The organism is Bacillus sp. N5-665 (assembly GCF_022637375.2).
In the GTDB taxonomy this organism is placed as follows: domain Bacteria; phylum Bacillota; class Bacilli; order Bacillales; family Bacillaceae_G; genus Bacillus_A; species Bacillus_A wiedmannii.
On record NZ_CP093325.1, the window covers coordinates 3,598,859 to 3,619,684 of the forward strand.

The 20,826-nt window shown below is 33.9% G+C and carries 21 protein-coding genes and 1 pseudogene; 6 read left to right on the forward strand and 16 right to left on the reverse strand.

The window, feature by feature from the left end; genetic code table 11:
* The first annotated feature begins 63 nt into the window (after positions 1–63).
* Positions 64–1,065 carry an LLM class flavin-dependent oxidoreductase gene (locus MNO09_RS21055; protein WP_000594032.1) on the forward strand — a complete coding sequence of 334 codons (1,002 nt, stop codon included), beginning with the start codon at positions 64–66 and terminating at the stop codon, positions 1,063–1,065.
* A gap of 45 nt (positions 1,066–1,110) precedes the next feature.
* Here MNO09_RS21055 and MNO09_RS21060 read toward each other — a convergent pair whose 3' ends face one another.
* From MNO09_RS21060 to MNO09_RS21070, 3 genes are all read right to left on the reverse strand, one after another.
* Positions 1,111–2,055, reverse strand: coding sequence for an alpha/beta hydrolase (locus MNO09_RS21060; protein ID WP_000798291.1), 945 nt, complete (start codon positions 2,053–2,055; stop codon positions 1,111–1,113).
* Between the two features lie 210 nt (positions 2,056–2,265).
* On the reverse strand, positions 2,266–2,721 hold the full coding sequence (locus MNO09_RS21065; protein ID WP_000488201.1) for a DUF3939 domain-containing protein: 456 nt from the start codon (positions 2,719–2,721) through the stop codon (positions 2,266–2,268).
* A 107-nt stretch (positions 2,722–2,828) separates the two neighbouring features.
* Complete coding sequence (locus MNO09_RS21070; protein WP_000105195.1) at positions 2,829–3,272, reverse strand: Dps family protein; 444 nt, start codon at positions 3,270–3,272, stop codon at positions 2,829–2,831.
* A 241-nt stretch (positions 3,273–3,513) separates the two neighbouring features.
* On the opposite strand from MNO09_RS21070, the gene MNO09_RS21075 reads away from it, so the two are divergent.
* Entirely contained in the window at positions 3,514–4,554 is a 1,041-nt protein-coding gene (locus tag MNO09_RS21075; RefSeq protein ID WP_000370201.1) for a YkvI family membrane protein, read from the forward strand.
* Positions 4,555–4,590: 36 nt separating this feature from the next.
* Here the strand turns inward: MNO09_RS21075 and MNO09_RS21080 are convergent, their stop codons facing one another.
* From MNO09_RS21080 to MNO09_RS21100, 5 genes are all read right to left on the reverse strand, one after another.
* Complete coding sequence (locus MNO09_RS21080) at positions 4,591–4,959, reverse strand: DUF3979 family protein (RefSeq protein ID WP_000965083.1); 369 nt, start codon at positions 4,957–4,959, stop codon at positions 4,591–4,593.
* Positions 4,960–5,255: 296 nt separating this feature from the next.
* Entirely contained in the window at positions 5,256–5,561 is a 306-nt protein-coding gene (locus tag MNO09_RS21085; RefSeq protein ID WP_000539573.1) for a hypothetical protein, read from the reverse strand.
* 196 nt (positions 5,562–5,757) lie between these two features.
* Positions 5,758–7,740 carry a HAMP domain-containing methyl-accepting chemotaxis protein gene (locus tag MNO09_RS21090; protein ID WP_000533116.1) on the reverse strand — a complete coding sequence of 661 codons (1,983 nt, stop codon included), beginning with the start codon at positions 7,738–7,740 and terminating at the stop codon, positions 5,758–5,760.
* A gap of 206 nt (positions 7,741–7,946) precedes the next feature.
* Positions 7,947–8,996, reverse strand: a complete 1,050-nt coding sequence (gene rsgA / locus MNO09_RS21095; RefSeq protein WP_001073092.1) for a ribosome small subunit-dependent GTPase A — start codon at positions 8,994–8,996, stop codon at positions 7,947–7,949.
* A gap of 182 nt (positions 8,997–9,178) precedes the next feature.
* Positions 9,179–9,706, reverse strand: a complete 528-nt coding sequence (locus tag MNO09_RS21100; RefSeq protein ID WP_001018110.1) for a DinB family protein — start codon at positions 9,704–9,706, stop codon at positions 9,179–9,181.
* 196 nt (positions 9,707–9,902) lie between these two features.
* Between MNO09_RS21100 and MNO09_RS21105 the strand changes: the two genes are divergently transcribed.
* Entirely contained in the window at positions 9,903–10,250 is a 348-nt protein-coding gene (locus tag MNO09_RS21105; RefSeq protein WP_000426320.1) for a DUF4257 domain-containing protein, read from the forward strand.
* An 84-nt stretch (positions 10,251–10,334) separates the two neighbouring features.
* Positions 10,335–10,559 (forward strand): hypothetical protein, encoded by a 225-nt coding sequence (locus MNO09_RS21110; RefSeq protein WP_000162604.1) that lies wholly within the window; start codon positions 10,335–10,337, stop codon positions 10,557–10,559.
* 162 nt (positions 10,560–10,721) lie between these two features.
* On the opposite strand, the gene MNO09_RS21115 is transcribed toward MNO09_RS21110, so the two are convergent.
* From MNO09_RS21115 to MNO09_RS21130, 4 genes and pseudogenes are all read right to left on the reverse strand, one after another.
* The gene (locus MNO09_RS21115; protein WP_001198798.1) at positions 10,722–11,084 is read right to left on the reverse strand and encodes a DUF805 domain-containing protein; all 363 of its coding nucleotides are present in this window, start codon (positions 11,082–11,084) and stop codon (positions 10,722–10,724) included.
* 143 nt (positions 11,085–11,227) lie between these two features.
* Positions 11,228–11,435: pseudogene (locus MNO09_RS21120) on the reverse strand (hypothetical protein).
* A gap of 48 nt (positions 11,436–11,483) precedes the next feature.
* A complete protein-coding gene (locus MNO09_RS21125) occupies positions 11,484–12,659 on the reverse strand; it encodes an MFS transporter (protein ID WP_000832286.1) in 1,176 nt (391 codons plus the stop codon).
* Positions 12,660–12,860: 201 nt separating this feature from the next.
* The gene (locus tag MNO09_RS21130) at positions 12,861–13,796 is read right to left on the reverse strand and encodes an aldo/keto reductase (RefSeq protein WP_000877954.1); all 936 of its coding nucleotides are present in this window, start codon (positions 13,794–13,796) and stop codon (positions 12,861–12,863) included.
* A 108-nt stretch (positions 13,797–13,904) separates the two neighbouring features.
* On the opposite strand from MNO09_RS21130, the gene MNO09_RS21135 reads away from it, so the two are divergent.
* Positions 13,905–14,213, forward strand: coding sequence for an ArsR/SmtB family transcription factor (locus MNO09_RS21135; RefSeq protein WP_001259914.1), 309 nt, complete (start codon positions 13,905–13,907; stop codon positions 14,211–14,213).
* A 304-nt stretch (positions 14,214–14,517) separates the two neighbouring features.
* Here MNO09_RS21135 and galT read toward each other — a convergent pair whose 3' ends face one another.
* The 4 genes from galT to MNO09_RS21155 all read right to left on the reverse strand — a co-directional run bounded on the left by galT (position 14,518) and on the right by MNO09_RS21155 (position 19,730).
* Positions 14,518–16,008, reverse strand: a complete 1,491-nt coding sequence (gene galT / locus MNO09_RS21140; RefSeq protein ID WP_000640225.1) for a UDP-glucose--hexose-1-phosphate uridylyltransferase — start codon at positions 16,006–16,008, stop codon at positions 14,518–14,520.
* A 211-nt stretch (positions 16,009–16,219) separates the two neighbouring features.
* A complete protein-coding gene (locus tag MNO09_RS21145) occupies positions 16,220–17,170 on the reverse strand; it encodes a serine protease (protein WP_001089046.1) in 951 nt (316 codons plus the stop codon).
* Between the two features lie 275 nt (positions 17,171–17,445).
* Complete coding sequence (locus MNO09_RS21150) at positions 17,446–17,733, reverse strand: AbrB/MazE/SpoVT family DNA-binding domain-containing protein (protein WP_000648329.1); 288 nt, start codon at positions 17,731–17,733, stop codon at positions 17,446–17,448.
* 116 nt (positions 17,734–17,849) lie between these two features.
* Positions 17,850–19,730 (reverse strand): ABC transporter permease, encoded by a 1,881-nt coding sequence (locus MNO09_RS21155; protein ID WP_001025973.1) that lies wholly within the window; start codon positions 19,728–19,730, stop codon positions 17,850–17,852.
* A gap of 270 nt (positions 19,731–20,000) precedes the next feature.
* Here MNO09_RS21155 and nadE point away from each other — a divergent pair, with 270 nt between their 5' ends.
* On the forward strand, positions 20,001–20,819 hold the full coding sequence (nadE, locus tag MNO09_RS21160) for an NAD(+) synthase (RefSeq protein WP_000174887.1): 819 nt from the start codon (positions 20,001–20,003) through the stop codon (positions 20,817–20,819).
* Positions 20,820–20,826: the final 7 nt, after the last annotated feature.

Sequence of the window (20,826 nt, forward strand, 5' to 3'; positions counted from 1 at the left end):
ATTACGCATTTTTCGTAAGTAAATATATAATAGGATGTACATTAAGATTGCGAGGTATATTCTATGATCAAATTAAGTGTGTTAGACCAATCCCCTATTTCAGATGGTAGTACAGCAGCCCAAGCTTTTTCACATACAGTTACACTTGCACAAGAAGTTGAAAAATTAGGATTCACACGTTTTTGGGTATCTGAGCATCATAATTCCATCAGCCTTGCTGGTTCAAGCCCTGAAATACTTATTTCTCATATTGCAGCAAAAACGGATCGTATGAGAGTTGGTTCAGGTGGTGTTATGTTACCGCACTATAGCCCTTATAAAGTTGCTGAGAATTTCCGCGTTTTAGAAGCGCTTTATCCAAATCGTATTGATCTTGGTGTCGGCAGAGCACCTGGTGGTATGCCAATTGCAACTCGCGCACTTCAAGAAGGCAAAATGGTCTCACTTGATCAATACCCAGAACAAATTGCAGATGTTGCAATGTACTTACATGATCAAGTACCAGAAAACCATCATTATGCAAATTTAAAGGCTACTCCTGTCATTCCAACATCTCCCGAGATGTGGATGCTTGGTTCTAGCGGAGAGAGTGCAATGATTGCCGCAAAACAAGGTGCTTCTTTTGCATTTGCACAGTTCATTAACGGAAACGGTGGCCCTGAAGTAATGAATGCTTATCAGGAACAGTTCCAACCTTCTTATTTAGGAGATAAACCAAAATCAATCGTCTCTATTTTTGTTATTTGCGGAGAAACGAATGAAGAGGCGGAAAAAATTGCTTCTAGTTTAGATTTATCAATCTTATTACTAGAACAAGGAAAGCGTACAACTGGTACTCCTTCTATCGAAACTGCACAAAATTATTCATACAGCGCTTATGATTTATTCCGTATAAAAGAAAATCGTCAACGTATGATTGTCGGTGATCCATCTTCTGTGAAAGAACAAATCGTAAACTTAAGCAAAGCGTACAATACTTATGAATTTATGATTGTCACAATTACTCATCGATTTGAAGATAAATTGAATTCTTATCGCTTACTAGCAAATGCTTTTCATTTATAATGACAAAAGGGAGATACATCAGTTATGATGCATCTCCCTTTTTTACTACTTATTATTTTTGTCGTCTATATATTCAATAGCTTCTTTTAATAGTTCATCAAAATCCTTAGGGTAATCATGATTTAAATTGGGTACAACTTTAAACTCATGTTCTATATTCTTATCTCTTAATAATTGTACAAATTGCTGCGTACATTCGAAACAATCTTCATCTTGATCCCCACACACTATATATCCCTTTATATTTTTATTCTGTAGCACTTCCAATAACTCATTCCATTCATCAATCTCTGGAAGCCACGGCGCCACAAAAATAAAACCATCTACATCTATATTTTTTTGTAAAATCGTATACAAAGCTACTCTTGCACCAGCAGAAAAACCACCAATTATTAAACTTTCTACTGTATGATTTTCTATAAACGTAACGTAATGCTCTTTTAATTCTTCTTTCCCTCTATGTATATCATCCCAAACAAACCCATCTGAAAACTGAATTTGCGAAGACTGTGGTAAAGCTAACGTATAATCTTGATCCAAAACAGATTTCCAATATGGTTCTACTATTGCTATATTTTCTTGATCTCCGTGCATTGCAATAAATAGTTTTTCTTTTTTCTTACCATCTATAAATTTCACGTCTGCTCGTTCTGTTTTCTTTGCTAATTCTTCTCTCTCTTTACATAATTGAACCATTTTATGAAACTCTTCAAATTTATGTAGTGATTTTAAATCGTCGTCGGTAATTAAATATTCATTTCCATACCAAAAACCCTTTTCTATAATGGCTTCCTTCATTACATGCATCGCTTCTTCTTCAAGTCCTGCTGCACCCGCTAGTGCATATTTGAAATTATATATTTGCGCCTCATTCCCCACTATGCCTTTCGCATGCTCCATTATATAAGTGTACGCTTCCAAACTCCCTTTATTTGCGTAACAATGTAACGTTTCATTTAATAATTGAATGTAAGTCATACTATTTTTCATACACCCATTCCCCCGTAATCTTTTATAATATTTATTTCTCAAACCTTTATACCATTCTGTAATCACTGTATATAACTCACGCTAACAATACTTAATCATTACTTCTCTTCGTCCAATAAGTTTAGTATAAAGTTTAATAAACAGAAAAATCAATGTTTTCAAAAAAAAAAAAAAAAGACAACAATATATTTATTGTTGTTCTCAATACATCTACCCACTCTTTTGTTTTTTTCTGTCCGGTTTACTTGAAACTAAATAATGTTTTTCTGAAATATATAGGTCTCTTTTTAATATACGCTTCAAATATGGTCCTAATTTTATCCCGCATATAAGACGCTCTTCACTACCTTCAACAAGTGGAAACATTTCTTTTTCTGTTACGTACTGATCTACTGCTTTTTGTACGATATCAATTTCTTTAACTAGGTTTAGATTTTCTTCTGTATGTTCAAATACCTCAAGCGTTTCCTTCGTAATAAGAAAACTATTTGTTGGAAATGCAAGTAAATACGGCTTTAACAAATCATAATTTACTGTATAATCATCATTTACTAATACTGTATAAACGATATTAGCATTCGTTTCTAGAAACTTAGCCATCGCTTGTTCTAATTCATCTTTCGTAATTTCACGCTCTTCTTTTCCAGTTCTGAAAAAGCGAAACATTGCATCGCCTCCTTTTTACTATATTATAGCATAAAAGAAAACTGAAAAATGACAAAAAAAGCCATTGAATGAATTTTTCAACGACTTTTCCCTTAATATACTTATATTTATTTTAAGAACGCACTTAGCATCCATACATGTTGTTCTAATGTTGTATGAATCGCTAACAACATGTCTGCTGATGTTTCATCGCCAGCTTCGCCAGCAACTTCCATACCTTCTTTTAATTCTTGAATAAGTGCAGAGTAATCATTCACTAATGTTTGCACCATTTCTTCTGCAGATTCCTTGCTTGTCCCTTCACTCACACTAGATGTTGCAAGATATTCTTTCATTGTCGCTAGCGGTTTACCTTCCAACGCTAAAATACGTTCTGCTAATTCATCAATATTTGTTCCAGCTTCATTGTAAAACTCTTCAAATTTCTCATGTAACGTAAAGAAGTGTGGTCCTGTCACATACCAGTGATAATTATGTAGTTTCACATATAACACATTCCAGTTTGCTACCTGCTTGTTTAATACTTCAACAACATTTGTTTTCGTACTCATACAATCCACTCCTCTTATCATTTCATAATGTTTATCTTTTAATAACCTAGTTACATGTTACCATACATTTCCTACCCTTTCGAACGATTGGCTCATATGTAACAAAGTTTTAACACCTTTAATACTTCCCTAATATCTTTTAATTCATGTATGTTTTCAAACACTTCATAAGTCTAATTGTCCAAGCTCATACATATGCATAATAGTAAATCAAGCTCATCGTAGTAGAAAGAGGGATAACATGGACAATCAACAATGGCAAGTAGCAAAGAAGGTCGCTGCTACTTATATTGGAACAGTCGTTGGAGCTGGATTTGCTACTGGACGAGAAATTGTTGAATTTTTTACAGTGAACGGATTATATGGAACAATTGGCATATGTGTAAGTGGATTTTTTTTTATTTGGCTTGGCACAAAGATGATGTTACTTTCATCACAAATTGGTGCATTTTCAGCGCAAGAATTTAACAAATATTTATTTGGGGATGTATTTGGAAATGTTGTAAACACACTATTATTACTCGTATTATTTGGTGTAACGAGCGTTATGTTATCAGGAGCTGGGGCGGTATTTGAAGAGCAACTTCGTTTACCAAGACAACTTGGTATTTTCATTATATTGATCGCCTGTCTCCTTATAGGTAGTCGCGGATTACAAGGGGTTTTTGAAGTTAATACACTTGTCGTACCTATTATGATGATTTTTATTATCGGACTTGCTATTACAACTTTTTTTCACGGTACAACTCCTATTAGTGACACTATTCCTGCAGAAAGCTGGAATATGAAGTGGATTACTAGTCCTATTACATATGTCGCCTTAAATCTTTCTCTCGCCCAAAGCGTTCTCGTCCCGTTAGCCAGTGAAGTAAAAGATCGAAAGGCCATTTTATGGGGCGGTATTTTAGGCGGTGCAGGACTTTCTTTAATTTTATTATGTAGCCATTTAGCTATTTTATCAGTCGATCAATTTTATCAATATAATATCCCAATGGCTGAAGTCATAAGAAAATTCAATGCAACTTTTCACTTTTTCTTTGTCCTTATCATTTTCGGTGAAGTGTTCACAACTTTAGTTGGTAATGTGTTCGGAATGACAAAACAAATGCAATCCATCACCAGATGGAAAAGTAACAATATTATTTTCTTCATTTTACTGATTAGTTATTGCTTTAGTTACATTGGTTACAGTGAATTACTCCACATTCTATATCCTATAATTGGATGGGTCAGCATCATTTTACTGCCAATTATTGCTTTTAAACAACTTCAAAAAACATAAAAGAAGCATCCATGTTATTGGATGCTTCTTTTATGTTCATTCACAATCATCGCATACTTCCCAGTACGGCCCCATTTCGAGTGCTAAATATGGCTTTAATTGCAACCGAATCATCCGACTAGGCATACGTTCTAAAACGAATTGAATTCCTTCTTCCTCTTCGTCTAATTCAACTTTTGAAATCGCAATTCTTTGCATAGTAGAAATAGGCATTCCATCTTTATATAAAGTGATTTTCACCTCATCATATTCATTAAAATACAATTCAACACTCATTTGATTTTTCAACAGTTCATCAACAATTTCATATTTATCATTTCGTTCCTGGATTATATATTTCCAGCCGCCTCTACCTTCTTCTTTCGGAGCTGCTTGAAATAATGTCATCAAATCCTCGTATAGCATAAGATAACCCCTCTCTTACTAAAAAACGATGAGTATTTTATATACCCTTTATCTCTATCACTATCCATATGTATTGTACCATATATCGTCGTTTTTACCGTATTCATTTGCTTCATAATTGCATGTAAAACACCTGATTCTCTTCATTATTATATGAATTGTCTCTCATTATATTTCTTAATATGCTTCTAACGCTTTCCAATCATATCAAACATAAGTAAATACACTCTTTGTCCATCCTCCGCTTAGTATTTCCTTACAATAACAAAAAAGAAGAGTGACTTTTATCACTCCCCTTAAAAGAATTTCCCCGTAGCTACTAACGCTAATACTAGTATTAAAATTGTAAATAATAATGATACAATGAAACTAAAAATAGGTAATGCTTTTTTTTCATTCTTCTTAAAGAGTAACTTTAAACTAAGAAAGATGTTTACTGGTACAAGTATAAAATAAAAATATTTAACAATTTGCACCGAACTATTCGAAAGTGTTTTTAAAATAAACACTTCAATTAAAAAGACAATAAAAAATGAAATACTTAACCAAAATGAGACATAACTAAGCCAAGAATGTCTTTTGGTACCCCAATAAACTCCCATAGTAATCTCCTTTATTTGCATTTTATATGACTATAATTATACACAAAGTTAACAAATACCTCTATTTTTCGACAAATATTATACATGATATACCTTTAAACATCATAAAAATACTCTCTATCCCATTTCATGTTACATAATAAAAACAGACTACTCCAAAATCGCATACTGCTATTTTGGAGTAGTCTGTCCTCTGTTACACTTTAAATCTTTCAATTAACCCTTGTAACTCTTCGGCCATTTGAGATAATGTACCAGCCGCCGAACTAATCTCCTCAATGGACGCTAGTTGTTCTTCTGCTGATGCTGCAACGTTTTGAGTACTCGTCGCATTGTTCTGTGCTGTCATTGCAATTTGACCTACTGAAATAGACACTTCATTTGCACCTTTTGACATCCCATTAGCCGTTTCAACCATCGTTTTAATCTGATCTGCAATTTCATTTGTAGATTGTAAAATCTCAGTAAAGTTTTGCTTCGTTTCATTCGCAATAACAAGTCCAGATTGAACTTCTTCATTTACATGCCCCATAGATTTTACCGTCTTACTCATGTCATCTTGTATTTCACATATTAATTTACTAATTTCACTAGAAGATACACTAGACTTCTCCGCCAATTTACGTACTTCATCTGCAACAATTGCAAATCCTCTTCCATGCTCTCCTGCTCTTGCAGCTTCAATTGCCGCATTCAAAGCTAGAAGATTCGTTTGATCTGCAATATTTTGAATGACTTCTAGTATGTCACCAATTTGTTTTGATTTATTATTTAGCAACTGTATAACTTCATCTGATTGTGAAACAGATTCTGCAATAGACTGCATTTGATTTACTGTTTTTCCGACTAGTTTTCCACCATCTTCTGCTTTTTCACGAGTATGAGCAGAAGCCGTGCTAATTGATGATGAACTATTTGCTACATGCTGAATTCCTTCTGTTACATCAAATAATAACATTGCACCATTTTCTACGCTCGTTGTTTGCGTTGTTGCCCCGCTCGATATTTCATCCATTGCCATTGTAATTTGCTCAGTCGCTTCACTCGCTTGTCTTACACTTGCCGTTAGCTCTTCTGATGCTGCTGCAACATGTCCAGCCGAAGTATTAATTCTTCCAATTAACGTTCGCAATGCATCTGTCATCTCATTGAATCCTTTTGCAAGTTGGCCAATTTCATCATTAGAATGAATCTCGATTGTTTGCGTTAAATCTCCCTCACTTATTTCTTTAGAAGTGGCAACTAATCTTTTTAATGGCTTCGTTATAGAAAGTGTCACAAAATAAATAAGTGCTCCGCCTATAACTAATGAAATGAACATAACAATTAACATATTATAAAATACAGGCTGCGCAGCTTCAATTATTTCATTTGAGTACATCGTTCCACCGATTTTCCAACCTGTTTTTACATTTGTAGCAAATACCATTTGTTTTTCGCTGCCATCATACATATATGAAAAAGCACCATGGTTATCTTCATAAATTTTCTTCGCCCAAGAATCAGCTGCTTTTTCCCCAGATTTTTCTTGAGGATGTGCAATTATTTTTTGTTTTCCATCTAAAATGAAAGCATATCCCTTTTTACCGATATTGATTAACTTTGTTGTTTTTAATAAATTATCTAAACTTAAATCTATTGCTACAACACCGTTTTTATCTTCTGCTTGTTTTGCAATCGTTACGACAATATGTCCATTTCCTTGCGCCTTATACGGCTCAGTAACGACAATACCACCTTGTTTTGCCACTGCATCTTTATACCAAGAACGTTCTGTTGGATCATAGTCTGCTGCCATTTGTATATTTGGTTCTTGCACAAATTTCTTATCATTCCCAGCAACGTATACTTGTTCAACATCTTTATTCAAATTAATATATTGAGATAACATTTTTCTTACTTCATCTTGATTATCCCCTTGATACATATTACCTTGAATCACCCGTGCAAAATTATTTACATCATTAAATTTCGCCTCAATCATTTGATTGATTAAATTATCTAATATTTTTATATTGTCGTGAGCACTGCTCGTAATTTGTGATTCAAAATTCTTTTTAGCTGTTTGATAAGACATGCCTCCAATAATAGAGACAGCCGCAATTAAAATGACAAAAAACGAAATTAGTAGTTTTTTTGCTACTTTCATATCACGAAACCAATTTAATAGTCTACCCATTACAAACCTCCTGCTTTTCAATTTCAATAGTTAAATCTAGCGAGTTGTAAACATTTCCCATCCCTAAATTATTATTTTCATAATCTATTACGATGGATACTTTGTAAAGTTTAAACAATTAAATTCCCTTTGTCTATATATTTGAATAATATTATTATAAAATTTACAAATACAAAAAAAGCCAAAGGGAACCACCCTTTGGCTTTTCATATTTTTTTATGCTGTTTAGAAATCTTTTTCCACTTATCACGCTCTGCTCTCGCAAGAATAGCATCTTGTTTTCTCATAAAATACGCCAGTTCTCTTTGTAATTTTTTATAGCTTTGCAAACGATTTATCGTAATAATTCCGTTATCAATTGCATTATGCACTGCGCACCCTGGCTCATTTTCATGTTTACAATCCCTAAAACGGCACGTTTTTGCTAATTCTTCAATATCAGAAAATGTTGTTTGAATTGCATCGCTTCCTTCCCAAAGCTGCAGCTCCCTCATACCCGGAGTATCAATAACTAAACCACCACTCGGTAATCGGAACAATTCACGATGAGTTGTCGTATGCCTTCCTTTACTATCTTCCTCACGAATATCTCCCGTTTTTGCTACTTCAAGTCCTATGAGTGCATTTAACAAAGTGGATTTTCCAACCCCCGATGACCCGACTAAAGCAATTGTTTTTCCTGAAGAAACAAATTGCTGCAACGATTCAATACCAGTATGCTCTAAACTATCAACGACGAAGATCGGAACACCAATTGCCACAGCTTCCGTTTCAACAATTTTCTGTTCCACGTCTTCACATAAGCTACTCTTTGTTAAAACAATAACAGGCATTGCACCACTTTCATACGCTAATAGTAAATAACGTTCTATTCTTCTTACGTTAAAATCATGGTTAAGTGCATTTACTAAAAATAGATAATCTACATTTGCTGCTATTACTTGTTCTTCCGTTCGATTACCAGCCTCTTGTCTAGAAAAAGAGCTTCTTCTTTGAAAAATACGATGAATAATTGCTTTCTTTTCATTCTCTATTTTCTTTATATACACCCAATCACCAACCGCTGGATAATCTCCCTTCGTTACTGCTTCATGCCGAAACTTTCCAGACAGCTCTGCCATATATTCACCATCATTACAAATAATTCGATATATATGTTTATGCTCAAGTAAAATACGCCCTACTTCAAAGTTCTCTACAGCTTGTTCTTCAAAAAAAGAATCCCAGCCGAATGATTTTAAAATATTTTGATTCAAATTGATATCCTCCCTAGTTTGAGCTAAGCGGAAGGATCGTGCGCTCACTTATACAGTCTCGCCCTTTCCATCCACCTTTGTATTTGGTTTATTATTCATATACGTTATCTTCGCCATAATACATCACTCCGTTCTCATTTTAATTACTCTCATTATATGGAATATTTATTTAAAAAGCTACCTTATTTAACGAAATTTTCAAATATTTTATTTTTCATCATTCTAATTTGTCCACGGTGACTAACCTCATCTTCTAGCACATGAAACCACAGATAGTGCTGGTTATACGCTACACCGTTAGGCCACTTTCTTTCTGACATAAGCCATTCATCATCTTGTTCATTCAAATACTTCAGAGATTCTTCTCGAACACTTTGTAGAAGTTGTACATAATACTGTATTTCATGACCACGGATTGTTCTCCCCGCTTTCCCTAAATACAGTGCGTCTTCCCATATTTCTAATTCTTCTTTTGTAAAGTCGCGCTCTTGAAATGAAATAAGTTGATGGGCTTTTTCTATAGCTGCTATATGCTTTAGTAACGCTCCGATGGAATTCCCTCCACTCGTCATAATGAAATCTAATTGCTCAACAGATAGATCGTTTATTTCCTGTAATGTTACAGCCCTCGTATGCTCCAGCATGCTTACTAATTCCCCTATATTTTTTGTATAACCATCTACACTTCTTATTCGATAATCTATATTCATATCACGCACCCCTTTCTACATTCATATTAAGGAATAACCGCTTCATATAATAGACTAAAAGATATCAGGTTTTTCTGTTATAATTAAATTGAATTCATAATAAACCCAAACAAACTTTCTCAATATGCTTCTATGAAATATTAAAAGGAATCAATATAAAAGAATCGAATCTTATTCACTAAAAGGAGTGGATTCGATGGAAATGTATCAATGGCTAACTGCTGTTCTCGTTGGTGGCATTACTGGTTTCGTTTCCCATCTTATCAATAACCAAGGCAAGTTATTGCTTCCACGCCGTTTGAAAACTTTTTTTCACTTTGGGTTTTTGACTGATATTTTCACTGGTAGCTTAGCTGCACTTCTTGGACTCGTTCTATTCGATGTCACCTTAATAAAAGAAATTATAAAAGTATCCATTGTGACAGCTATTTCCGGTCAGACTTTCTTACTGCATCAAGCGCTTGGTGGTGAGCAGGCTAAAAATACACAAATTGGGAAAGCTGATGAAAAGATTCAAGAAATTGACAAATTATTACGACGTTAGTCTATACTTTCTTTAAAAATTATTGCTATAATAAACAATAAATATTTTCTATTGCGTCGTTTGTCAGAAGAAAGGGTGTTTCGTATGACAAAAAAGAAAATAGAAGATTTCTTAACAAACACTGAAAAAGAGGAACTGCTAGAAAACTATAAATGTTTACGAGAAGCCCGCACAAAAAGCGAAGCTAATTATTTTGGTGAAGCAGTAGACCATCTATTAAATAAAGCAAAACAACGAATTATTAAAGATGCAGGCATACATGATGAAAATGCAGCAACAGTTCAATCAAAGAGAAAAGCACTGTTTTAGTTACATTAGCTAAAACAGTGCTTTTTATTTAGAATTTTTTCTTCTTGCCATGCTATATTCTCTCTGCCTTTATTCTTCCCATTTTTACAGTTTCAAAAGTCATATAGGCCTAGAGATCAACTTAATAATATTAGCCCGTGCAAAATTTTAATAATAGGTTTATTAAATCGCTTCTTTTAAATCTGAATGCGGATTTGGTCCGTATTGATTGTCAGTTTCTTCACTTTCAATGATAAAAAATACAAGTAAAACAACGCTACCAAACGGTACAAAATTTAATAGTTGCCACCATCCTGTTTTCCCAATATCATGCAATCGTCGTGCACCAACCGAAAAACTTGGTATAATCATTACTAACATAAATAGCAACGCAATAATAGCAACTAACACCTCTGAAAATGATGATAAAAATAACAATAACCAAAAAATTACGATATTCGATAAACTAAAAGTCCAGTACTCTTTTCGCGTAGCTCTACCACTAAAATTCCCATAATTCTTTAGAGCTTTCAAATACCATTGCATTTAAATATCTCCCTTTTATCCCCAATAAAATTAAAACATGTAATTATTAACAAATAAGTAGAAATATAACACAGCATTTATGTAAAATCCATATCCTCATCTAAATTATCCTCTATTTAAATAGTTTTTTCTTTCAGCATTTTTCACATTACTTTCACATCTATTTCACAAATATAAGTAGTTCTATATGTTAAACTACATATATCCTTTTCCAAGGAACTATATGCCGATATATAAATCCCTATCTTTGTAGGGATTTTTTATTTTTGAATTCCTCATAACTTTGTTACAATACATTTCTACTACTATTTCTATACTTTTAGTAACCACTGTAATTAATAGCACATTCATGTATTCACACTCTTATTAATTCTGATTTGCAAAATATTTATACAGACTTTATGATGCAATTCCTGTTTCACTATCTTCATTAAGCTTTTCACTTTTTCTAAACAAAAATAAAGCTCCTATATATAGTAACGCAGTAAAACTACCTATAAGTATAAAATTGTGAGATGCTGCAAATAGCAGTCCTGCTATTGCAGCTCCAATCATTTGACCAATATACATAGAAGCATTAGCAAGCGCGGCTCCTGTTCCTCTTGCTACACTAGATATGTTTTGTAAGTGCCTCATCATTAATACAAACAAAATTCCTGTCACAAAAAACAAAACAAAGAACAATAACTCCACCAATACGATGTTCTTTACATGAGGAAGTAATACATATAGCACTGCTGTAAATATAATCCCACCATAGAAAGAAAGGTTATAACCAATTTTATTTACGATTCTAGGGCCAAAAATATTACCAGTTAAATTTCCTAGTCCTAATACGAGCATAGCTGTACCTACTTCATGAACTTGTAAGCCAAATTGAATGGAAAGCCATACACCCAAAAATGAAAATGCAGCAAAATTACCAGTTTGAAAAACAAAATATGCAAAATAAGAAATTGAAACCTTTGAATCTGTAAGTAATTGTTTATAGCGCTTTAAGATGTTTGTTTTACTTCCACCTATATGAACCGGTTTTATTTCTGGTAATACTACATAGATAAGAATTACAAGTAGTGCTGATAATATACCAATGATGAAGAATGGTGTTGTATAGTGTATCATTGCCAAATACGATCCAACTGGCAACCCTAAAATTTGAGAGATTGCTAACCCTGCTGTTGCAATTCCAATTGCCTTTACAATTCCCTCCTTTTCTATAAGGAGCGGAATAGATGCCCACACTTGTGGAGATACAAAGGCTGCACTTACACCTGCTAAAAATCTAAATGCTAGCATCCATAGAAAACTCGGTGCCATTCCACATAAAAACGTACTTAACGCAAAAAAACTCATTCCTATTACCATCACTGTTTTTCTGTTTAAGCCATCTGATATAGGACCAGCAATAAGCGCAAATCCAGCGTATCCTAAAGCATATGAACTCACCATCCACCCTGACAGCTCAGTTGAAACATGATACACCTTTTGTAATGTCGGTAAAAGTGGTGAAATTAAGAAAGTATCTGTACCTATCATAAACATTATCGTAAAGAATACAGCTAGTACTCTTTTCATTTAAACCTTCTCCTTTTATATAAAGTGAAACTTTAATCAGTGGGGGTTTTGTTCATCCCCCACTGATTATTAGTTGAACCAATCGGGCTTTTACGGGCAGTTGATCCCCCACCTAACTTCTTTGCTTCCGCTAAATTTTGAGGTGGGGGTCTTACTGCCCGTTAATGCGGGATAAAAAGAGGGAAGTACCCCTCTTCTCAACTAATCTTCTAAAATAGATTTAATTTCTTCCATAACCTTTTCATTCAATGAAACTTCCACCGCTCTTACACTTTCTCTTATTTGCTCCGCTCGTTTCCCACCAGGAATAACAGTATCAATTCCTTTTTTATTTAATAGCCATGCTAAAGCTAAATGTGATACTTCAAAATTCATTTCTTTAGCTAAACCTTTTAACTTCTCAACTTTTTTAAAGTTACTCTTATATGTATTTTCTTCAAATAGATTTACACTTTGACGCCAATCGTCTTCGTTCAATTTAAAATCTTCTGTATATTTTCCGCCTAGTATCCCAAAGGCAAGAGGTCCGTACGGAATAAATGAAATACCTGATTCTATACAATACGGCAAAAGTTCTTCCCCAGCAGTACGATCTAACATATTATATGGTGATTGTACAACATCTATATGTCCGTGCTGATTCGCTTCTTTTAACTGCTCTACATTAACGTTAGATATTCCAATTGAACGAATTTTCCCTTCTTCTTTTAGGCGAGTAAGCTCACCAATTGAATCTATGTAACTTGTTTCTGGATTTGTAAAATGTAAATAATATAAATCAATATAATCAGTTTGTAATCTTCTTAAGCTATTTTCCACAGCATTTCTTAAATAGCTTCTTTCATTATTAATATAAACCTCTCCATTTAATAACGGCTGTATTCCACCTTTTGTAGCAAGTACAACTTCTTGGCGTTTTCCTTTCAATACTTCCCCTACCAATTCCTCTGATCTACCGAATCCGTATGAATCTGCTGTATCAAAAAATGTAATCCCTTGCTGGATAGCTTCTTCTATTAATCGTTTTCCTTCCTCCTCATTCACATCAGCATATAAATTATGTCCCCCTACAGCGTTTGTTCCTAGCCCTAACTTTGAAATATTTAGTCCTGCCTTTTGCAATTTGGTATATTTCATTTTTTCTCCCCCTATATTTCTATTGTTCGATTATATTCGAACAATAGAAATATATCACTTTATATGTTATAGTGCAAACTATATTAACTTATACAAGCAGGTGAAAAAATGCGTACTCTCTATCATCCAAATCGAGAAGAAATTCAATTCTCTTCTGTCTTATACGCACTTAGCGATCAAATCCGTTTACAAATTGTAACTATGCTATTAGAGAAAAATGAACAATCTTGCGGTGCGTTAAACATTCCAATTGCGAAATCAACTTTATCTCACCATTTCAAAGTGTTACGTGAATCTGGTGTTATGTATACACGCCTTGAAGGCACACAACGTTTCATTTCAATTCGTGAAGATGACTTACATGCTAGATTCCCCGGTTTATTAGAGGTCGTATTACATGCGACAGAACCATACTAAAAAACATCTCATATTCATATGAGATGTTTTTAATTTTTTCTATTCTTTTAATAAAATGCAACTTTAATCAGAAGGAACTTTGTTCATCACACACTAGAAATATATACGATTCATTCTTTTTCACTTTATTTTTGTACTGGATCTTTTGGACACTTTAATTATTTGATTACATTTTATACACATCATTAATACAGGGCCGCCTATCTGTTTCAATTCCTGTAGTTGCTTATGCTCACACTCCTCCATATTATTACCTCCCTTATCATATAATTAGGTCATTTTGTAATCACCATCACTACTAAGTTCATTCCTTATTTAACCTCTGAATAAAACGTTTAAATGCCGATATCCCTTCGTCATCTCGCTTAAAAACACCAGCATCTTCAAGCGCCTGTATAAATTTCCGTCCCACTTCTTCTCTTATAATCTCCTGTACATTGTGTTCATGTATCCGATTGTCATATTTGATTTTTAATTGTTCTGCCCATCGTATATGAGGCGTTGGAATATCACTTGGAATGTTAAGTAAGAATTTTTCCACTTCCTGAAGTTCTGTTTTTAAACGCGCCGGAAGTACAGCTAACCCCATTACTTCAATCAGTCCGATATTTTCCTTTTTAATATGTTGTATTTCCGCATGAGGGTGGAAAATACCTAGCGGATGTTCTTCACTTGTACGATTGTTTCGCAAAACAAGGTCCAATTCGTATATACCATTCCGATAGCGGGCAATCGGCGTAATCGTATTATGTGGAACATCATTCGTAAATGCAAATGTATGAACAGAAGGATCACTATATCCCTTCCACCTCTCTAATATGTACTCCCCTGTATTTACTATTTGTTCTATGTCGTTACTTCTTAAGCGAATAACTGACATTGGCCATTTAATAATAGAACATTGCATTTCTGGAAAGTTAGTGAGTTCAAAAATTAAGTCGTTTGATGCATTTGCCATAGCAAATTCATAATTTCCACCTTGATAATGGTCATGTGTTAGAATAGATCCTCCTACAATAGGCAAATCTGCATTAGAACCAAGGAAATAATGCGGGAATTTTTCTACAAATTTTAACAAACGTAAAAATGTTTGACGGTCAATTTTCATATCACGGTGTTCTGAAGACAATACAATACAGTGTTCATTGAAGTATATATACGGAGAATACTGTAGAAACCAGCTTTCATCTGTAAGATTCATACGAATCATACGATGATTCGAGCGTGCTGGATGTCCAATTCTGCCTCTATATCCTTCATTCTCAATACAGAGTAAACATTTTGGATAATTTGTACTTTCCAATACTCTCTCTCTAGCAATTTGTTTCGGGTCTTTTTCCGGTTTTGATAAATTAATCGTTATATCAATGGGTCCATATTCCGTATTTACTTTATAATTTATATTTTTGGCAATTTGCTTCATTTGGATATAGTTGCTGTTTTTACTTAACTCATAGAAGTAATTTGTCGCAGCCTTCGGATTTTGTTCGTATTTTTCATAAAATAGAGAATTGATAACGGACGGTTTGGACATAAATACATCCATAATTGCACTTGCTAAAATCTCCTTCTCGTCCATTACTGCCTCAATGACTTTATGCATACAAGCATATTCAATTAACTCTTCCAATAACTCCGAAATTGCTTTCTTTGCGGGCGCTGACGCTTCCACTACAAAGTCATCTAAACGAAGTAAGGAAAGGATTTGATTCCTTGTATATATTTCATCTTCTTTTTCAATTAATTGAACTTCAATAGCACGATCAATTAACTGCTGGATAGCTTGATATATCATCAGTATATACCTCCTCTAACCTTATAGCGGTTTTCGTTGTTACGATGCAAGTTCTATGTACTTTTTATAATTTTATGAACAGACGTATAGGATAACCACCATTCTAATATACGTTGCATGAAAAAGAATTAAATACTAGATTCTCCTGTATATGCGACAGAACCATACGAAAAAACATCTCATATTCATATGAGATGTTTTTTCGTATTTGCTATTCTTTTAATAAATCTATTAATCCATTCCCTTCAGATGTACGTTCATACCCTAAAGGTACAGTTCTTTTAATAAGTTGTGCATATATTTCTGGCTCTGATAACTTTCTACCATATTCTCTCTCACACTGCTTAATGAGCAATGCCAGCGCTCCAGCAACATGCGGTGTTGCCATAGAAGTACCACTTAATACCGCATATTTTCCTTCGGGATACGTAGATAATATTTCATCACCTGGCGCCACTAAATCAATTTCTTGATTCGAATTACTAAAACATGCGATTTTCCGTTCTAAATTGACAGCGCCGACTTCAATTACTTCGGAATAAGCACCTGGGAAATCTAGTTCCTCTGTATTATCATTACAATCTCCATTATTCCCAGCAGCACATACGACGAGAACATCTTGTCTTACCGCATTTTGAATTGCTTCATGTAATTCTAGAACGTCTTGCGGGCCACCAAGTGACATTGAAATGACCCTAACTCTTTCTTTATTAGGTCCTCTCCAATTTACAGCATAATGAATCGCCTCAATAATTTGCTCATAACTTCCAGAACCATCTCCCGCTAAAACCTTTAACACTAACATTTTAGCAAGTGGTGCGACTCCTAAAACACCGACACCATTTTCAGTCGCTGCAATTGTCCCCGCTACATGAGTACCGTGTCCGTTATTATCAAGATAAATATTTGGATCCCCTTCGTAATCTTTCGTGAAATTTCTTCCACCGATAATGCGATCCTTTAAATCTATATGATTCACATCACAACCTGTATCTAATACGGCAACAACAATATCTTTTCCTTTCGCACTCTTCTCCCATACTTGTGGAGCATGAATGAGTTGTACACCTGGTGGAATTTCATTTACTTGTTCAACCACCTTATCTACTGTAAAAGGAATCAATTGTATACCTTTTTGTTTATTCGCTGTACTACTATTCATCGTAATCCCTCCTGAAAATATATTATTTTCATTTCAGACCACTTTTGAAAAGGTTTAAATGTAAAATTCGTTTTATTCGTTTCGTTTTCCTTCCTTAAAAATATTTCTCAATATAGCTTACTAATTTTATACTACTCTTTTTATTTATCTCGTAATTTTTATTCACCAAAAATCCGATTGGTACAACCAATAACAAAAATAAAAGGACCAATTTAATGGTCCTTTCATAGTTTTTAAAGAATGATATGAAATTTTAAAAATAAAATAAATTAAGACTAAGCCTCACTCTTATTTAAAAACTTCTCTATTTCTTTTATTAAATGTTTCGCTCCATCTATACTAACAGTAATGTTTCCATTTGCTAATGATATGTTTTGATTTGAAACATCACCTGTTATTTGACAAGCATTGTAAGGTTGATATTTTTGTAAAATGACTTTATCTTCTTCTACGAAAATTTCAAGTGGTGATTTGATTTGTATTCCCAATACATCACGTAATTCTTTAGGAATAACAATTCGTCCTAATTCGTCTACTTTTCGAATAACTCCTGTTGCTTTCATAATACTCCCCCCCTTACTTTCTATTATTTTTTCCACCTCGCTCTTTCCATTTTATCACTTTTTGGTAATACTTGTCTCTTTTTAGAAAATTTTGTACTCAAGTTAAAAAAACACATTTAACGAATACGTAATCTCTCTTTCAATTGTTTTAAATAACGAGATCTTATCAGTAAAAAGTAACCAACTTGAATTCCTACGAAAATACTTAATACAATCGCATTTTCTTTAAATAGTGAGTACTCAAACATCTGTCCGAGTGCAGTTAATGCTACTGCCCCATGTAATGTTGCAACGCCTATTGGAACGAAGAATAAAAGTGCCAATCGAATTGTAACTACTTTCGATAACTCTCCACTCGTTAAGCCTACTTTTCGAATCATTTCAAACAAACGAGTATCATCCTCCAAATCAGAAAACAAACGGAAGTAAAGGAAACTTCCTGCACATACGAAAAATACTATACCAATAAAGAAACCTACAAATAGAATTGGTCCTGCGATTTGTAAACTTTGGTTTTGTTCGTACTCTTCTGCACTAAACATTGCATGTTCTTCATAAATCTTCATTTGATGAGTAAGCTCTTTACCAACCTCTATTTCATCTTTCGTTCCTTCTGTTTTGTACACATAATCTTTTTCCTCTTTAAATCCTTCTTGTAATGCATCATATTGATTTTTAGAGATTACATAAACGTTACCTCTTAGTATTTTACTTAATGAAGAAGTATTAACTTTTTTCACTTTTAAAGATTCATTCAAATGTGGTAAAGTAATTTCTTTTCTTTCTTTCATCGGTGGGCCTGGTATATCGACTGATAAAAATAAAGCTTCTTTATTTGCTACAGTTTGAAATGGTTCTCCTGTTAACTTCGCATACTCCTTATAATCTGATTCTTTTATGAAAATAGCACTTCTTAAAGACTGCTCCTCTGACCTTTTCGTTGAAATAGTAGCTTTAGAAGCTGTTATACTATGCTTCTTTAATCCTTCATCAATTATCTTCAAATGCTGTGATTCATTACTATTTCCTTGCTTGGAGTGGTAATGAAACGCAATTGGTCTTTCCATAATTTCTTTCGTCATTGATGCGAAACCAACTAATGTACCTATTGCTGAAAATGCTACAGTTGAAATAATAGTTACAATAAAGAACATTCTGGCGTTGTCTCTCATACGGTAAGCTAAATCTGATAACGTAACAATATTTGTCTGTGTCCAATAGAAACGTTTACTTTTTTTACATAGTCTAATAATAAAGACACTCAACTGCTTGTACAGCAAATACGTACCAATAATGACTACCGTTGTAACAGGAATCATCATGACAAATACCATTGCACCGTGTGACATAAGTGCTCCCGCATATCCCGCACTAAGCAATATGACTGCTAATATAGAAGAAATAATGGAAGCTTTCGGTTCCGGCTTCGCTTCTGCTGATCCTCTAAACAATTTCATAATTTTATTTTTCCGAATCATTCCTGCACTAAACAATGAAATGATCATAAATAATACGAAAAACATAATACTCGTTACAACAATGGCTTTCATTGGTATGTAATAAGCTAAGGAAATATCTAATTTTAATATCATCGGAGCTACAAATATTAACATTCCAGAAAATAGCATTCCTGCAAGTATTCCAAAAATAATTGCCCCTATCCCAATCATAATATTTTCAAAGAAGATAAGACGCTTTAATTGATATTTCGTCATACCTAACATCATTAAAATTCCTAATTCACGCTTTCTCGTTTTTAAAAACATTCCCATCGAATATAAAATAAAGAAAAATGTAAATAAGTAAATAATGGACTGTGCAAAAGACATACTTACGAACACGTATTGCCCCAGTTCTCCAGCACTTAATGCCGGATGAAACGCAAAAAATGAATACACAAAAAAGGCCATAATAGCAAATGCACTACTTAAAAAATATGCTGAGTATGTTCGTCTATTTCGCGTTACATTCCGGTATGCGAGTTCTCTAATATTCATATTACTTCTCCGCCCTTCTACTAACTATGTTTTTATATTAGTAAAATACGGAAATACCTTCCATCGATTCAAATGACAAAAACCTTACATTATTGAAAGGTTTCAAAAAAATTGCTTAAACGAAGCAGTTTCATTATAATGACTACATTCATATTCATACACGCATCCTATTGTATATTCGCTAGTTTTGCGAAATAATAAAGGATAGAAGTATGTACCAATATACATATAAACTTAATTACTGCTTTAATATGAATAGGAGGAAACATAATGACATTACAAGAACAGATTATGAAAGCATTACATGTTCAGCCTGTAATTGATCCGAAAGCAGAAATCCGTAAACGTGTTGATTTCTTAAAAGATTATGTAAAAAAAACAGGTGCGAAAGGATTTGTACTTGGAATTAGTGGCGGACAAGACTCTACATTAGCTGGACGTTTAGCTCAGCTTGCAGTGGAGGAAATTCGTAATGAAGGTGGTAGCGCAACGTTTATCGCCGTGCGCCTTCCTTATAAAGTGCAAAAAGACGAAGATGATGCGCAATTAGCATTACAATTTATTCAAGCTGATCAATCTATTGCATTTGATATCGCTTCAACAGTTGATGCTTTCTCAAATCAATACGAAAACTTATTAGGTGAATCATTAACAGATTTCAATAAAGGTAACGTGAAAGCACGCATCCGTATGGTTACGCAGTACGCAATCGGTGGTCAACAAGGGCTACTTGTAATTGGAACTGATCACGCGGCAGAAGCTGTTACAGGATTCTTTACAAAATTCGGAGATGGTGGTGCAGACCTATTACCATTAACGGGATTAACGAAACGCCAAGGACGCGCTCTATTACAAGAATTAGGTGCAGACGAGCGACTTTACTTAAAAATGCCAACAGCTGATTTATTAGATGAAAAACCAGGTCAAGCTGATGAAACAGAGTTAGGTATTACGTATGATCAACTAGATGATTATTTAGAAGGTAAAGCAGTTCCAACTGACGTTGCAGAAAAAATTGAAAAACGTTACACAGTGAGCGAACATAAAAGACAAGTTCCAGCATCAATGTTTGATGATTGGTGGAAATAAATAAAAC

Bases quoted from the DNA above. Each gene is read 5' to 3' on its own strand.
- MNO09_RS21055 (WP_000594032.1), top strand. From the start codon at position 64: ATGATCAAATTAAGTGTGTTAGACCAATCCCCTATTTCAGATGGTAGT.
- MNO09_RS21060 (WP_000798291.1), bottom strand. From the start codon at position 2,055: ATGAAAAATAGTATGACTTACATTCAATTATTAAATGAAACGTTACAT.
- MNO09_RS21065 (WP_000488201.1), bottom strand. From the start codon at position 2,721: ATGTTTCGCTTTTTCAGAACTGGAAAAGAAGAGCGTGAAATTACGAAA.
- MNO09_RS21070 (WP_000105195.1), bottom strand. From the start codon at position 3,272: ATGAGTACGAAAACAAATGTTGTTGAAGTATTAAACAAGCAGGTAGCA.
- MNO09_RS21075 (WP_000370201.1), top strand. From the start codon at position 3,514: ATGGACAATCAACAATGGCAAGTAGCAAAGAAGGTCGCTGCTACTTAT.
- MNO09_RS21080 (WP_000965083.1), bottom strand. From the start codon at position 4,959: ATGCTATACGAGGATTTGATGACATTATTTCAAGCAGCTCCGAAAGAA.
- MNO09_RS21085 (WP_000539573.1), bottom strand. From the start codon at position 5,561: ATGGGAGTTTATTGGGGTACCAAAAGACATTCTTGGCTTAGTTATGTC.
- MNO09_RS21090 (WP_000533116.1), bottom strand. From the start codon at position 7,740: ATGGGTAGACTATTAAATTGGTTTCGTGATATGAAAGTAGCAAAAAAA.
- MNO09_RS21100 (WP_001018110.1), bottom strand. From the start codon at position 9,706: ATGAATATAGATTATCGAATAAGAAGTGTAGATGGTTATACAAAAAAT.
- MNO09_RS21105 (WP_000426320.1), top strand. From the start codon at position 9,903: ATGGAAATGTATCAATGGCTAACTGCTGTTCTCGTTGGTGGCATTACT.
- MNO09_RS21110 (WP_000162604.1), top strand. From the start codon at position 10,335: ATGACAAAAAAGAAAATAGAAGATTTCTTAACAAACACTGAAAAAGAG.
- MNO09_RS21115 (WP_001198798.1), bottom strand. From the start codon at position 11,084: ATGCAATGGTATTTGAAAGCTCTAAAGAATTATGGGAATTTTAGTGGT.
- MNO09_RS21125 (WP_000832286.1), bottom strand. From the start codon at position 12,659: ATGAAAAGAGTACTAGCTGTATTCTTTACGATAATGTTTATGATAGGT.
- MNO09_RS21130 (WP_000877954.1), bottom strand. From the start codon at position 13,796: ATGAAATATACCAAATTGCAAAAGGCAGGACTAAATATTTCAAAGTTA.
- MNO09_RS21135 (WP_001259914.1), top strand. From the start codon at position 13,905: ATGCGTACTCTCTATCATCCAAATCGAGAAGAAATTCAATTCTCTTCT.
- galT (WP_000640225.1), bottom strand. From the start codon at position 16,008: ATGATATATCAAGCTATCCAGCAGTTAATTGATCGTGCTATTGAAGTT.
- MNO09_RS21145 (WP_001089046.1), bottom strand. From the start codon at position 17,170: ATGAATAGTAGTACAGCGAATAAACAAAAAGGTATACAATTGATTCCT.
- MNO09_RS21150 (WP_000648329.1), bottom strand. From the start codon at position 17,733: ATGAAAGCAACAGGAGTTATTCGAAAAGTAGACGAATTAGGACGAATT.
- MNO09_RS21155 (WP_001025973.1), bottom strand. From the start codon at position 19,730: ATGAATATTAGAGAACTCGCATACCGGAATGTAACGCGAAATAGACGA.
- nadE (WP_000174887.1), top strand. From the start codon at position 20,001: ATGACATTACAAGAACAGATTATGAAAGCATTACATGTTCAGCCTGTA.